The 13,955-nt window shown below is 71.6% G+C and carries 10 protein-coding genes; 5 read left to right on the forward strand and 5 right to left on the reverse strand.

The window, feature by feature from the left end; genetic code table 11:
* Positions 1-10: 10 nt before the first annotated feature.
* Positions 11-784 carry an adenosylcobinamide-GDP ribazoletransferase gene (locus tag ACFYXH_RS18495; RefSeq protein WP_389563758.1) on the forward strand — a complete coding sequence of 258 codons (774 nt, stop codon included), beginning with the start codon at positions 11-13 and terminating at the stop codon, positions 782-784.
* Here ACFYXH_RS18495 and ACFYXH_RS18500 read toward each other — a convergent pair.
* From ACFYXH_RS18500 to ACFYXH_RS18520, 5 genes are read right to left on the reverse strand one after another with little or no spacing between them, the layout of a single operon-like run.
* The gene (locus ACFYXH_RS18500) at positions 781-1,677 is read right to left on the reverse strand and encodes an endo alpha-1,4 polygalactosaminidase (RefSeq protein ID WP_389563761.1); all 897 of its coding nucleotides are present in this window, start codon (positions 1,675-1,677) and stop codon (positions 781-783) included. The genes ACFYXH_RS18495 and ACFYXH_RS18500 overlap by 4 nt on opposite strands.
* Entirely contained in the window at positions 1,674-2,306 is a 633-nt protein-coding gene (locus tag ACFYXH_RS18505; protein WP_389563764.1) for a spherulation-specific family 4 protein, read from the reverse strand. The genes ACFYXH_RS18500 and ACFYXH_RS18505 overlap by 4 nt, the downstream gene beginning before the upstream one ends.
* Positions 2,307-2,317: 11 nt before the next feature.
* Positions 2,318-3,829: a hypothetical protein gene (locus tag ACFYXH_RS18510; RefSeq protein WP_389563766.1), complete on the reverse strand. Its 1,512-nt coding sequence runs from the start codon at positions 3,827-3,829 to the stop codon at positions 2,318-2,320.
* The gene (gene pelF, locus ACFYXH_RS18515; RefSeq protein ID WP_389563769.1) at positions 3,826-5,301 is read right to left on the reverse strand and encodes a GT4 family glycosyltransferase PelF; all 1,476 of its coding nucleotides are present in this window, start codon (positions 5,299-5,301) and stop codon (positions 3,826-3,828) included. The genes ACFYXH_RS18510 and pelF overlap by 4 nt, the downstream gene beginning before the upstream one ends.
* Before the next feature lie 37 nt (positions 5,302-5,338).
* Complete coding sequence (locus ACFYXH_RS18520) at positions 5,339-7,399, reverse strand: hypothetical protein (RefSeq protein WP_389563772.1); 2,061 nt, start codon at positions 7,397-7,399, stop codon at positions 5,339-5,341.
* Positions 7,400-7,676: 277 nt separating this feature from the next.
* On the opposite strand from ACFYXH_RS18520, the gene ACFYXH_RS18525 reads away from it, so the two are divergent.
* The 4 genes from ACFYXH_RS18525 (at position 7,677) to ACFYXH_RS18540 (ending at position 13,526) form a co-directional block, all read left to right on the forward strand.
* A complete protein-coding gene (locus ACFYXH_RS18525; protein WP_389563775.1) occupies positions 7,677-9,215 on the forward strand; it encodes a leucyl aminopeptidase in 1,539 nt (512 codons plus the stop codon).
* 285 nt (positions 9,216-9,500) lie between these two features.
* Positions 9,501-10,889 (forward strand): dihydrolipoyl dehydrogenase, encoded by a 1,389-nt coding sequence (lpdA, locus tag ACFYXH_RS18530; protein ID WP_389563777.1) that lies wholly within the window; start codon positions 9,501-9,503, stop codon positions 10,887-10,889.
* A gap of 53 nt (positions 10,890-10,942) precedes the next feature.
* Positions 10,943-12,733, forward strand: coding sequence for a 2-oxoglutarate dehydrogenase, E2 component, dihydrolipoamide succinyltransferase (gene sucB / locus ACFYXH_RS18535; RefSeq protein ID WP_389563780.1), 1,791 nt, complete (start codon positions 10,943-10,945; stop codon positions 12,731-12,733).
* 169 nt (positions 12,734-12,902) lie between these two features.
* Complete coding sequence (locus ACFYXH_RS18540; RefSeq protein ID WP_327323118.1) at positions 12,903-13,526, forward strand: GntR family transcriptional regulator; 624 nt, start codon at positions 12,903-12,905, stop codon at positions 13,524-13,526.
* Positions 13,527-13,955 lie beyond the last annotated feature (429 nt).

A 13,955-nucleotide genomic window follows, 5' to 3' on the forward strand; every position in this document is an offset into this window, starting at 1 on the left:
CAAGGACTCCATGGACGGCATACGTTTCGCCTTCGGCACGCTGACCGTGCTCCCGGTCCGCGTCACCCGCTGGGACCGTGCGGCGGCACGCGCCGGAATGCTCTGCGCGCCGCTGGCCGGACTGGTCGTCGGCCTGTTGGCGGCGGCACTCGGCGGGTTGCTGATGCTGCTGGGCTCGGGCCCGCTGCTCGCCGCGGTGGCCACGGCCGCCGCCCCGGCCGCCCTCACCCGCGGCCTCCATCTGGACGGTCTCGCGGACACCGCCGACGGCCTCGGCAGCGGCAAGCCGGCCGATGACGCACTGCGGATCATGAAGCAGTCGGACATCGGGCCGTTCGGGGTCATCACCCTGCTGTTCGTGCTGCTCGCCCAGGTCGCAGCGCTGACCGAGCTGTACGGGCAGGGCTGGGCGCACGGCGCGGTCGCGGCGGTGGTCTCCGGGGTCGCCGCCCGCCTCGCCCTCACCCTCGCATCCCGCACGGGCGTCCCGGCGGCCCGCCCGGAAGGCCTCGGCGCGGCGGTCGCGGAAGTCGTTCCGGTACGCATCGGACTGGCCGTGGCCGCCGTGGTCACCGCGGTCTGCGCGGCGGCGGGTGCGCTTTTCGGCGCGTACGGCGCGGTGCATCACGCACTGGCGGTGGCGGCCGGACTCGCAGTGGCGCACCTGCTGCTGCGCCACTGCGTACGCCGCTTCGGCGGGGTGAGCGGCGATGTGTTCGGCGCGCTGGCCGAAACGGCGGCGACGGCTTCGCTCGTCGCGCTGGTGCTCGGCCAGGGCGCCTAGCACGGCTTGCGCCACACCCCCAGGTCGTACTTCTTCAGCATCGAGCTGAGCTTCAGCCGCCTGGACTGGGGACAGAAGTCGCTGGTCTCCAGCTCGTACTCGACATGAAAGACCGCCTTGCCCGCGTGGATGAACGGCGTCAGCGCCTCGCACTCGTCGTACTGCGCACACTGCTCGTTGACCGCGAAGTCGAAGTCCCCTACCAGCTGCGGAATCTGGTCGAGGTCGTTCTTGAGTCCGACGGCCAGGCCCCGGTCGTGGGCGAGGCGGGCGATCAGGCGGTTGTAGCGGAGCTGGTCGGCGGCGGTGAGAGGGAAGCCGGTGCGGTTGGCGTACCCGTCCATGTTGTCGGGCTCGACGGCTTGGAAGCCCTTGTCCCGGCACATGTCCATGCGCTTCGCCATGAGCGGTCCGAGGACATCCGTACGCCGGATGTCGAGCCAGCGCTCGCCGTCCCAGCCATTGCCCCGGCCGAGGACCTCCTTGGGGAACTTCGCGGCGTCCGGGCGGAAGTCCTCCCAGGCGCCGGTGGAGATGTAGCAGATCACCTTGCGGCCGCGGTGGTGCAGATCGGCGACGGCGGACTTCGGGTTCTCGAAGCCGTCGATGTCGTACACCGGTACGTCCACGGTCGGGTCGAGCCGGCCGCTGAGCTGCCACTGCCAGGCCAGTCCCGGCTGCGGCTGCCAGCGCCCGGCGGTCGGCTCCGGACCGGTCGGCTTCGGACCGGTCGGCTCCGGACCGGAAGGCTTCGGATCGGTCGGCTCCGGACCGGAAGGCTTCGGACCGGAAGGCTTCGGACCGGAAGGCTTCGGATCGGTCGGTTCCGGCCGGGTCGTGCAGCCCGCCAGTACGAGCAGGAGCAGCGCGAGCAGCAGGGGTGCCCGTCTCATCGGGCCGGTTCCAGGGCGTACGGGAGTGTGCCCCAGGGGTGGGCCCCGGCTCCCGGGACGAGGCAGTGGACGGCAGCAGTGGCGCGGGCTTCGGGCGGGGCCGCGTACACCAGATGGCAGAACCGCTCCGGCGGGTGGGCGGCCGTCCAGAGCGGGACGACCAGGCTGCGATAGGTGTCCCAGGGCCCCTCGAACGTGACCAGCAGCTCGGCGAGTTCTGCGTAGGCCGGGTCGGGGTGGACGCCGTGGTTGAGGACGAGCGTGCGGGCGCCTGCCGCGCGGGCGGCGACCGCGAGGCGGCGGTAGTGGGGCAGCGCGTCGGGGTCCGCGGACACCTGGTCGAGGAAGGCACCGTCGGCGCCGTACCAGTCGCGGTGGCGCAGCAGATCCCGTACGACGGCGGCGTGCGGGCGGCGTGCGTAGTCGGTGTCGACGTAGCCGAGGACCCGGACCCCGGCCCCGCGCAGCCGCTCCGCGACCGCCGCGAAGTCCGGGTCGGGTGCCGGGCCGGGGCCACTGGCGGGGTTGAGCACCACGCCGTGGAGCCGGGGCGCGGCGGCGACGAGCGCGTCCCAGGCTTCGGGCTGCTCGGCGGGATGCTCGTAGTACGGCACCAGCAGTGTCTTCACGGAACCGTTCCTCAAACGCGGTGGGCGGTCGCACGGCCCAGCAGAACACAGACCAGCCCGGCCAGCAGCCCGGCCGCCACGGCCGCGACACCGAGACCGACGAGTCGCGGGCTGCCCGTGCCGGTGAGCAGGGCCAGGGTCTGCGCGAGGGCCGCCGCCGCGCACACCGCGGCCGCGCTGAGCACTGCGCCGAACGACTGAAGCAGCAGTCCGGTCCACAGCACGGTCCCGATGAGCAGCAGGGTGGCGAGGCGCACGCCGCCGAGCGCGGGGGCGTCGGGCCACAGCAGCGTCCCTGCGATGGCGAGGACGAACAGGACCGTGAGATATCCGACGAGGCATTCGGCGAGTACGGCGGCGGCGCCGCGCCAGAAGGCGCGTGACGTGGTGCTCGCGCGCAGCCCGGCGAGGCTCCCGCTGCGGAAGCGGTGCAGCAGCCATTCGGCGGGCCCCATGCTGAGCGTCAGCGCGACGGCGGAGGGCGCGGAGACGACCGCGCCGGGGCCGCCGACGAGGACGTCGCCGAGGGCGGTGTAGAGGACGAGGACGCCGGTTCCGAGCCCGAAGAGCCCGTACGGGAGAGAGGCGGCGACGCGCGGAGCGGCCCGCGTGTCCCGGCTCGGACGGCGAGAGAACAAGCCCTTCCGGCGATTGAGGAGCGGGGTTCGGGGCGGAGCCCCGACAAGGCGCTTCCGCAGACCCGGGATACCTGGCACGAGCGTGCCCGCCGCCAGGCACACCGCCACCGCCGGCGAAGCCACCAGCAGGCCCGCCCGCAGCGGCACCACGAGGTCGTACGGGATTGCCAGCACCGCACCCGCCGTCATCGGTAACAGCGCGCAGAGCAGCGCCCGTTCGCGGCCGAGGACCAGCAGGACCGTCGCTGCCGACAGATAGAGCGCCTGGGCCGACGCGAACGCCGCCGCGGGCCACTGGCCGGGACCTGATGACACCGTCGCCGCGGCCGCCGCCGTTGCCGAGCCCAGCAGCGCGCCCGCCGGAGCGCCCCTCAGCAGTGCGCGGGTGGCCGCCTCACGGTCGCCCAGGCCCAGCCAGGAGTAGGCGCGGTGCGAGAGCGCCTGGTTCCACACCCAGCCGGTCAGCGCGCCCGCGAGCAGCGGAGCCAGGCCCGCGCCCCGCAGCAGCGGCGCTCCCAGCACGTAGGCAAGACCCGGCAGCGCGAAGACAAGGCCGCGCAGCAGGCAGCCGAGCAGGCCCACGTGCCAGGGGTCGACGGGCGGGCCCGGCGGCTCGGGGTGGCGGCGCGGGATCCGGGCGTACAGCTCTTCGGCGAGCGTGAAGGAATCCTCGCGGCCGTATGTGAGGCGGATGTGGTCGTCCGTCATACCGTCCGACTCGAGGATCGCGGCGATCTCGTCCGGATGGACGGCCGCCGCGACCATCTCCTCGAGACGGACCGCGAGTTCGTCCAGCGGATCGGCGGCACGGCCGTCCCGCTGCCGGGGCAGCAGCGGCAGCGTGTCGACCTTCTGCCCGGGCCCCTGCCAGAGCGGCCCGCTCATCCGGCCGCCCACTCGGTGGCCGGCCAGACGTCCGTGTCCTCAGCCTCGGGCAGGCCCGCCAGCTCGAGGTAGATACCCCGGAAACCGTCCACCGAGCGGCGCAGCGTGAACTGGTCCACGACCCGCTGCCGCGCCCGCCCGCCCAGATCTGCCCGCCGCTCCGGGTCCCGCAGCAGCCCCAGCGTCGCCTCCGCCATCAGCGCGGGCTCGCGCGGCGGCACCACAAGCCCTGTGTCGCCGACCGCTTCCCGTACTCCGCCCACGTCCGTGGAGACCGTGGCGCGGCCGCACGACATCGCCTCGATCAGTGAGAACGGGAAGCCTTCGCTGATACTGGAGAGCAGCACCACGCTCCCCGAGGCATAGGCGCGCGACACATCGCTGACTCGCCCCTCCCAGCTGATGCCGTCCACGACGCCCCGTTCCGCGGCGAGTTTCTCCAGCCGCGTCCGGTACGCCTCGCCGCCCGCGGGCACCCCGCCGAACAACCGCAGCCGCACCTCGGGCAGTTCGGCACGGACCATGGCGTAGGCGCGGATCAGCGTCTCCAGGTCCTTGATCGGGTCGATCCGTCCGGCCCAGGAGATCGTCGGCACGGCCGGTTCCGGGCCTGCCTGCGGGAAGGCGTGCGGGTCGACGCCGTTGTAGACAGTGCGGATACGGTCCGCGGGCGCCCCACCCCGCTCCTCCCACCGCCGGTTGTACTGATTGCAGGGCGTGATCAGATCGGCGCGCCGGTAGCCCAGCGAGTTGAGCTCCCGGTAGAAGCCCAGCATCAGTGCCTTGACCGGGGCGCGCTGCGCCTCGGCGCGGTAGCCGAGGTAGCGCTCGCGCAGATAGATGCCGTGCTCGGTGAGCAGGAACGGCACGCCCTCGAAGCGCTGGGCGGCCAGCGCGGGCAGCGTGGCGAGCCCCGCGCTGACGGCGTGCGCGATCGAGTCGTCCGGTATCCGTACCGCCAGCGGCCGCAGCGCGTGCTCCAGCAGATCGGTGGCGGTCAGCGCGTCGTGCACGGTCGGCCGGGACGCGGATATCTCCAGATGCGGCATGGTCCAGATCCACATCAGCGAACGCAGTACGGACTCCGAGCGCAGCGCCGCCGACAGCTGTCCCGCGCGGGCCATCAGCGCCAGTTCGTAGAGCCCCTCGCCGAAGTCGCAGCCCGCCGACGGGTCGAGTACCGACAGCAGAAAGCGTTCGTAGATGTCGGTGAAGCGGCGCCGCTTACGCCCGAGGAGGGGCCGCCGCCGTCCCGGCACCGGCCCCCAGAGCGGGAAGGCCGAGTGCCGGTAGACGTTGGACGGCAGCTCCCAGGTGACCGGTTCACGGCCGGTGCCGGTGAGGGCGACCACATTGAAGTCGACCTCCGGCATGCCGCGGACGAGCTGGTCGCACCAGGTCGACACACCACCGTGGACATGTGGATAGGTGCCCTCGGTGAGCATGGTGACATGACGCCCGCGGCTCAGCATGGTGTCCCCCCTGGACTGCGATGACGGTCGGCGGCGCTCAGGCCGGGAGCTTGAGCGTGACCGCCGACTGGAGCAGCTCGGGCGAGGTCCAGGTCGAGCGGGCTCCCGCGTACGGAGTCCCGAACACGGCAGTGCCCAGGAACAGTTGCTTACGGGTGCCTTCGGGCGCGGTGACCGGTGCGGTCACTCCCGAGGGTGCCTGGACGGTGACGGTGGCGCCGATGCGGTACGCGGTCACCTTGCCGTCCGCGAGCGCCTTGTTCCAGGCGGCGCGGCGCTGAAGTTCCGTACCGATGTCGCGCTGGCGCGGGTTGACGAGCGGGGTGCTGTCGGCGAACAGGGCGCGGTAGTCGGCCAGCACCTTGTCGAGCACCGGGTAGAGGATGCGCTCCTCGGCGAGGTTGGACTGGTGGACGTAGTGCGGCCGCGGGTCGTTGGCGACGACATGGCTGAGCGCGGTGCGGGCCTCCTGCGGCACGATGTACGACCCGTAGCCGGTGGCGGTGTCGAGCGGCTCGGCCAGGCAGGTGGATGCGGGGTTGGACTCGCAGATACCGCTGCCGCCGTCGTCCTCGGCGGTGTAGAGCCAGTTGTACTCGTCGGCCATCTCGGCGGCGGTGCCGACGTTGTAGTACACGTTCATCGGGTGGCGCGGCACGGTCAGCGCCGCTCCGGCCTTCCGCTGCTGCGGCTCGCGGGAGTTGTCGCTGGCGACCCACTTCACTCCGTTGTCGGCCAGCGCGCCGGCGAGGTTCGGGTTGTCCTCGGGCTGCTGCGGCAGGGTCTTCAGACCGGAGTGCTCGCCGGTGACCAGCTCGGTGCGGTCGGTCGAGACGCCCTTGCCGACGGCCCAGTTGTAGTTGTCGCGGATCTGCGCGGAGATGTCGGCGCGGCTCGTCCACCTGGTGTTGCCGGCGGTGTCCTTGGCGCACTGCCACGGCACGACCGAGACGTCCTGGACACAGCCGAGGAAGGGGTGGGTGTAGGTGTGGTTGATCCAGCGGTACTGCGCGCGGTCGGCCAGCAGCTGTGCGGCGAGCGCGTCGGTGCCGCCGTGCTCGGTCTTCCACTCCTCGCCGGCGCCCGCGTTGTAGACCATGTCGAGAGTGAGGCCGCTGGTCTGCTGCCACTGCCTGGCGTACTGCGCGTCGGCGGCGGTCATCCGGATGTCGGTGGTGGTCTCCTCACCCCCGTCGCCGCAGTCGATGTCGCCGGGCGTGCAGTTGCGGTCCTTGTCCCAGCGGGCGTCGGGCGCGAAAACGTCGTCGACGTGCACGGCGAAGTAACTGCGGCTCTGGCCGAGGTGGATGCCCTGGGTGAGCCATTCGACGATGCCACGGGCCAGTACCCGGAACTGCCGCTGGTACTGGTTGTAGGCGAAGGTGACGACCAGCTCGCTGCGTCCGTCGTGGGTGTACTCGCCGACCAGGCTGCCGCGGGCGCCGCCGTCGCCGACCGGGGTGTCGAGATAGCTGGTGAAACCTGCTCTCGGCTTGCCCGCGAAGCCGTAACTCTCCGCGACCAGCGCGGAGTTGTCCTCGAACTGGACCGGCCCGTCGAGATAGCCGAAGGGACCTGTACGCCCGGCGGCGGTGACCGCGCTCTGCGCGCCGTCGAGCACACCCGCGTAGCCGCCGTTGTCGACGTACTCGAGGCCGACGCCCGGATGTGACCAGGTGTAGGCGTCGACCTGGCGGATGCCGAAGGTCTGCTCGTACGCGAAGAGCGCGGCGTTCTCGGCGGCTCCGGCAGCCTGGTCCGCGCCGAACGGGTCCTCGTCGGGGACCACGATGCCCTGGTACTTGGCGCGCGGCCGGCCGCTCACGGTGTCGCTGAGAAAGGCGGCGTCGACGACCGGACGCCCCGGGTCGTCAAGGCGCACCGTCCGGTACGGCACCCCGGTGTCCTTCAGCTCCGAGACGATCGCCCCGACCGCGCCGCCTCCGTCGTCCACGACGAGTACCGTCAGATCGATGCGCGGCGCCGGCGCCGCGGCAGCAGCCGCGACCGAGACCGACGACGGTACGGCCGTCGCCAGCACTCCGGCGGCCAGCGCCACCGCGGCCGATCTGCCCGCGCGCAGTCCGTAGAACCCCATGACTTCCCCCCTCGCACGATCCCTCGGCACACAGAAAGCATGCGGAGGACCTGTGGAGATGATGCAAAGAAGCCCCTCGCTCCCTTGCCTGAACGACGTGAGTGTGACTGAGGTCTCGCCAGAGTTGGCGGAAAACGTGAAAGAGACGCCACGTACGAGTGAACTGCCGCCGCCGTGAGCGAAACATGTGACCGCGCGTAGGCTCTTGTCCGGCGTGGGATGTCGATCCATCCCCTTCTACGGCCCTGGAACTTAACGGAAGCGAGATTTCACCACCGTGACTGCTCTCACTCTCAGCACTGCCGGAGCGGCGACGCTGCGCGCGGACGCCCTCGTCGTCGGCGTCGCGAAGGGCGCCAAGGGGCCGGTCGTCGCGCCGGGCGCCGAGGCCGTGGACAAGGCGTTCGACGGAAAGCTCGCCTCCGTCCTGGAGACCCTCGGCGCCACCGGTGCCGAGGGCGAAGTGACCAAGGTCCCCGCGCCGTCCGGCCTGAAGACCCCGGTCGTCCTCGCGGTCGGGCTCGGCGCGGTCCCGGAGAAGGACGAGACGTACGACGCCGAGACGCTGCGCCGTGCCGCGGGTGCCGCGGCCCGTGCGCTGACCGGTTCGAAGAAGGCCGCCTTCGCCCTGCCGGTCGAGGCGGCCGAGGACGTGGAGGCCATCGCGGAGGGCGCTCTGCTCGGCGCCTACGCCTTCACCGCGTACCAGGGCGGCGAGAAGGACGCGAAGAACTCGAAGAACGGCAATGGCGCGAAGCTGCCGCTCGCCGAGATCGCCCTGCTGGGCGCGAAGCCGCGCGACAAGGCGTACAAGGCCGCGGCCGAGCGCGCGATCGCGCTGACCGAGGAGATCAACCGCGCCCGCGACCTGGTCAACACCCCGCCGAACGACCTCTACCCCGAGTCCTTCGCCGCCGTGGCCACCGCCGCCGGCAAGGAGCACGGCATCAAGGTGCAGGTCTTCGACGAGAAGGCGCTGGCCAAGGGCGGCTTCGGCGGCATCCTCGGCGTCGGCCAGGGTTCGCAGAACCCGCCGCGTCTGGTGAAGCTCTCCTACACCCACTCCAAGGCGGCCAAGAACCTGGCGCTGGTGGGCAAGGGCATCACCTATGACTCGGGCGGCATCTCCCTGAAGCCGGCCGGCCACAACGAGACGATGAAGTGCGACATGAGCGGCGCGGCCGCCGTGTTCGCCGCCGTCGTCGCGGCCGCCCGGCTGGGCCTCGCGGTCAATGTCACCGGCTGGCTGGCGCTCGCCGAGAACATGCCGTCCGGTTCGGCCACCCGCCCGGGTGACGTACTTCGCATGTACAGCGGCAAGACGGTCGAGGTGCTCAACACCGACGCCGAGGGCCGCCTGGTGCTGGGCGACGCGCTCACCAAGGCGTCCGAGGAGAACCCGGACGCGATCGTCGATGTGGCGACGCTCACCGGCGCGATGGTGATGGCGCTGGGCAACCGCACCTTCGGCATCATGTCGAACGACGACGCGTTCCGTACCTCGATCCACGAGATCGCGGAGGAGGTCGGCGAGCAGTCCTGGCCGATGCCGCTCCCCAGCGAGCTGCGCAAGGGCATGGACTCCCCGACCGCCGACATCGCCAACATGGGCGAGCGGATGGGCGGCGGCCTGGTGGCCGGTCTGTTCCTGCAGGAGTTCGTGGGCGAGGGCATCACCTGGGCACACCTGGACATCGCGGGCCCGGCCTTCCACGAGGGTGCGCCGTACGGCTACACCCCCAAGGGCGGCACCGGCTCCGCCATCCGCACCCTGGTCAAGCTCGCCGAGCGCACCGCCGCCGGCGACCTGGGCTGAGGACGGGCCTTCGACGGCCCCGGGCATACGCCCGGGGCCGTCGTTGTTTGCCCTCTTGGCTCGCAACGAAATCCGTACATTCGTACGGGCCGGTAACCCCTTGGGGCGGTCGTTCGTCCGTCCCAGACCCAGGCCCCGCGTCCCGCCTCCCGTCAACAAGTGCGAAGATGGGTTCTCGGCAGGACAGGGCCCCCACCACAGGGGCCGAAAAAACAGCGGCCGAACACCAGCCGCCGCCCGGTCGTCGACGACCGGCGAACGGCGCACATGCATGGAGGACGTGACGTGGCGAACGACGCCAGCACCGTTTTCGACCTAGTGATTCTCGGCGGTGGTAGCGGCGGTTACGCTGCGGCGCTGCGTGGAGCTCAGCTGGGCCTGGACGTCGCCCTGATCGAGAAGGGCAAGGTCGGCGGTACCTGCCTGCACAACGGATGCATCCCGACGAAGGCACTGCTGCACGCCGGCGAGATCGCCGACCAGGCACGTGAGGCCGACCAGTTCGGTGTCAAGGCCACCTTCGAGGGCATCGACATGGCGGCCGTCCACAAGTACAAGGACGAGGTGATCTCGGGCCTGTACAAGGGTCTCCAGGGTCTGATCGCCTCCCGCAAGGTCACCTACATCGCGGGTGAGGGGCGGCTGTCCTCCCCCACCTCCGTCGACGTCAACGGCCAGCGTGTGCAGGGCCGCCATGTCCTCCTCGCCACCGGCTCCGTACCGAAGTCGCTGCCCGGTCTGGAGATCGACGGCAACCGCATCATCTCCTCGGACCACGCGCTGGTGCTGGACCGCGTCCCGCAGTCCGCGATCGTGCTGGGCGGCGGCGTCATCGGCGTCGAGTTCGCCTCGGCGTGGAAGTCCTTCGGCTCCGACGTGACCGTCATCGAGGGTCTGAAGCACCTCGTCCCGGTCGAGGACGAGAGCAGCTCAAAGCTTCTTGAGCGCGCGTTCCGCAAGCGCGGCATCAAGTTCAACCTGGGCACCTTCTTCGAGAAGGCCGAGTACACCCAGGACGGTATCCGCGTCACCCTCGCCGACGGCAAGACCTTCGAGGCCGAGGTGCTGCTCGTCGCCGTCGGCCGCGGCCCGGTCTCCGCCGGTCTCGGTTACGAGGAGCAGGGCGTCGCGACGGACCGCGGCTATGTCCTGGTCGACGAGTACATGCAGACCAACGTTCCGACGATCTCGGCGGTCGGCGACCTCGTCCCGACGCTCCAGCTCGCGCACGTCGGCTTCGCCGAGGGCATCCTGGTCGCAGAGCGGCTCGCCGGTCTGAAGACCGTTCCGATCGACTACGACGGTGTGCCGCGGGTGACGTACTGCCACCCGGAGGTCGCCTCCGTCGGTATCACCGAGGCCAAGGCCAAGGAGATCTACGGCTCCGACAAGGTCGTCGCTCTGAAGTACAACCTCGCGGGCAACGGCAAGAGCAAGATCCTCAAGACCGCGGGCGAGATCAAGCTCGTCCAGGTCAAGGACGGTGCCGTGGTCGGCGTCCACATGGTCGGTGACCGTATGGGCGAGCAGGTCGGCGAGGCTCAGCTGATCTACAACTGGGAGGCTCTGCCGGCCGAGGTCGCGCAGCTCATCCACGCGCACCCGACGCAGAGCGAGGCGCTCGGCGAGGCCCACCTGGCCCTGGCCGGCAAGCCCCTGCACTCCCACGACTAGTAGTCCCGGGCGCGACGACCACTTCCGCACATTCGTAAGGAGCAACTGAAACCATGGCGGTTTCCGTAACCCTTCCGGCGCTCGGCGAGAGCGTCACCGAGGGCACTGTCACCCGCTGGCTGAAGGCCGAGGGAGAGCGCGTCGAGGCCGACGAGCCGCTGCTCGAGGTGTCGACCGACAAGGTCGACACCGAGATCCCCGCCCCGGCTGCCGGCATCCTCGCGTCCATCAAGGTCGCCGAGGACGAGACCGTTGAGGTCGGCGCCGAGCTGGCCATCATCGACGACGGCTCGGGCGCGCCCGCTGCCGCCCCGGCCCCGGCTGCTGCCGAGACCGCGGTGACCGAGACCCCCGCCGCTCCGGCGCCGGCCGCGGAGGCCCCCGCGGCTCCGGCTCCGGCCGCCGAGCCCGCTCCGGCCCCCGTTGCCCCCGCGGGCGGCGCCACCGGTACCGACGTCGTCCTTCCCGCGCTCGGCGAGAGCGTCACCGAGGGCACCGTCACCCGCTGGCTCAAGGAGGTCGGCGAGTCCGTCGAGGCCGACGAGCCGCTGCTCGAGGTCTCCACGGACAAGGTCGACACCGAGATCCCGGCCCCGGCGTCCGGTGTGCTGCTGGAGATCGTGGTGGGCGAGGACGAGACCGCCGAGGTCGGCGCCAAGCTGGCAGTGATCGGCGCCCCGGGTGCCGCGCCTGCCGCCGCGCCCGCTCCGGCTGCCCCGGCCCCCGCCGCCGCTCCGGCCCCGGCTCCGGCCGCGCCTGCTCCCACGGTCCCGGCTCCGGCTCCGGCCGCGCCTGCTGCTCCGGCGCCCGCTCCGGTCGCTCCGGCGCCGGCTCCGGCTGCCGCTCCCGCCCCGGCCCCCGTCGCTCCGGCTCCGGTGGCTCCGGCCGCCCCCGCCGGTGACGACGGCGCCTACGTGACCCCCCTGGTCCGTAAGCTCGCCGCCGAGAACGGCGTGGACCTGTCCGCGGTCAAGGGCACCGGCGTCGGTGGCCGTATCCGCAAGCAGGACGTCATCGCCGCCGCGGAGGCCGCCAAGGCCGCCACCCCGGCCCCGGCCACCCCGGCCCCGGCCGCCGCCGCTCCGGCCGCCGTCTCGAAGGCCCCGGCCCTCGAGACGTCGCCGCTGCGCGGTCAGACGGTCAAGATGACCCGCATGCGCAAGGTCATCGGCGACAACATGATGAAGGCGCTGCACTCGCAGGCCCAGCTGACCTCGGTCGTCGAGGTCGACATCACCAAGCTGATGAAGCTGCGCAACCAGGCCAAGGACGCGTTCGCCGCCCGCGAGGGCGTCAAGCTCTCCCCGATGCCGTTCTTCGTGAAGGCCGCGGCCCAGGCGCTGAAGGCCTACCCGGTCGTCAACGCCCGGATCAACGAGGACGAGGGCACCATCACCTACTTCGACACCGAGAACATCGGTATCGCGGTGGACTCCGAAAAGGGTCTGATGACGCCGGTCATCAAGGGTGCCGGTGACCTCAACCTCGCCGGTATCTCCAAGAAGACCGCGGAGCTGGCGGGCAAGGTCCGCAGCAACAAGATCACCCCGGACGAGCTTTCCGGTGCGACCTTCACCATCAGCAACACCGGTTCGCGCGGTGCGCTGTTCGACACGGTCATCGTGCCGCCGAACCAGGTCGCCATCCTGGGCATCGGCGCCACCGTCAAGCGCCCGGCGGTCATCGAGACCGCCGAGGGCACCGTCATCGGCATCCGCGACATGACGTACCTGGCTCTCTCCTACGACCACCGTCTGGTGGACGGCGCCGACGCGGCCCGCTACCTGACGGCCGTCAAGGCGATCCTGGAGGCGGGCGAGTTCGAGGTCGAGCTCGGCCTGTAAGGCTCACCAGCAGTACGACAGTGCCCCGTCCGGAACACTCCGGGCGGGGCACTGCCGTGCTCACCAGGACTCACCGGACTCATCAGGCCTGCTCCGGCGCACCCTTGGGCAGCCTGCCGAGACCGGTCGCCGTATTGTCAGGGGTGCCTGTCGCCCCGGAGGAGCCCTCATGACCCCGCCCGTCATCCACTCGCTGCGCGAACAGATCCGCGAGCACATCGTGGAGGGGATCGTCAGCGGCCGCTGGAAGCCCGGCGAGCGGATCGTCGAGCGGCGGATCGCGACCGAGCTGGAGGTCTCCCAGACGCCGGTGCGCGAGGCGCTGCGCGAGCTGGAGAGTCTGCGGCTGATCGAGTCCGCGCCCAACAAGGGCGTACGCGTACGGAATCTCACCGCCGCCGATCTCGAGGAGAGCTATCCGGTGCGGGCCGGTCTCGAGCAGATCGCCGCCGAACTGGCGGCCGCGCGGCTGGCCCAGGACTGTTCCGCGCTGGAGCCGCATGTGGCGGCGCTGTACGAGGCGGACCTGGCCGGAGACTCGGCCGCACAGGTGCGGCACACCGTCGGCTTCCACCGGGAGCTGGTGCGGGCCGCCGGGAACAGCGTGCTGCTGCACACCTGGGAGGGGCTCGGCATCGAGGTGTTCACGGCGCTCTCGATCCGCTGGCTCGGCACGGTGCAGAAGTCGTACGCCGAGGAGCACCAGGCTCTGGTCGAGGCGTTCCGGCGCCAGGACCCGGAGATCGGCCCGCTGGTGAAGGCCCACGTCCTGGGCTGCGCCCCCCGCGCCTGACCCCCGACCTGGCCGCGACGCCCGCCCCGGGCCGGGACCCGGCTCCAGCTCCCGCGCCCGACCCGGAACTCCGCTGCGCCTCGCGCGCCCGACCCGCGGCCCGGGCATCCCACGCACCTGACCCGAGGCCCGGCTGCGACTCGCGCCGGCCGGGACTCGAGCGCACTGACCCGCGGCCCGGGCATCCCACGTGCCGGGCGGGACCCGGCTCCAGGTCGCGCGCCGGGCCGGGCGAGCACCCCACGCACCCGGGCCGGGACTCGGCTGCGCCGCGCCCGATCCGCGGCAGGGGCAGCCCGCGCACCTGACCCGCGGCCCGGCCCGGATCGCGCGCCGGGCCCGGACGCAGCTGCGGCCGCGATCCCTGACAGGCGCGGCATCCCCTACAGCGTGGCCACGCTGCCCACAGGCCCGGCAGCCCCAAGCCAA

Source organism: Streptomyces sp. NPDC002730 (assembly GCF_042888805.1).
GTDB lineage: Bacteria > Actinomycetota > Actinomycetes > Streptomycetales > Streptomycetaceae > Streptomyces.

What these genes read in the sequence shown, in the direction of transcription:
- ACFYXH_RS18495 (WP_389563758.1), top strand. Translation starts at nt 11, where the DNA reads ATGGACGGCATACGTTTCGCCTTCGGCACGCTGACCGTGCTCCCGGTC.
- ACFYXH_RS18500 (WP_389563761.1), bottom strand. Translation starts at nt 1,677, where the DNA reads ATGAGACGGGCACCCCTGCTGCTCGCGCTGCTCCTGCTCGTACTGGCG.
- ACFYXH_RS18510 (WP_389563766.1), bottom strand. Translation starts at nt 3,829, where the DNA reads ATGAGCGGGCCGCTCTGGCAGGGGCCCGGGCAGAAGGTCGACACGCTG.
- pelF (WP_389563769.1), bottom strand. Translation starts at nt 5,301, where the DNA reads ATGCTGAGCCGCGGGCGTCATGTCACCATGCTCACCGAGGGCACCTAT.
- ACFYXH_RS18520 (WP_389563772.1), bottom strand. Translation starts at nt 7,399, where the DNA reads ATGGGGTTCTACGGACTGCGCGCGGGCAGATCGGCCGCGGTGGCGCTG.
- sucB (WP_389563780.1), top strand. Translation starts at nt 10,943, where the DNA reads ATGGCGGTTTCCGTAACCCTTCCGGCGCTCGGCGAGAGCGTCACCGAG.
- ACFYXH_RS18540 (WP_327323118.1), top strand. Translation starts at nt 12,903, where the DNA reads ATGACCCCGCCCGTCATCCACTCGCTGCGCGAACAGATCCGCGAGCAC.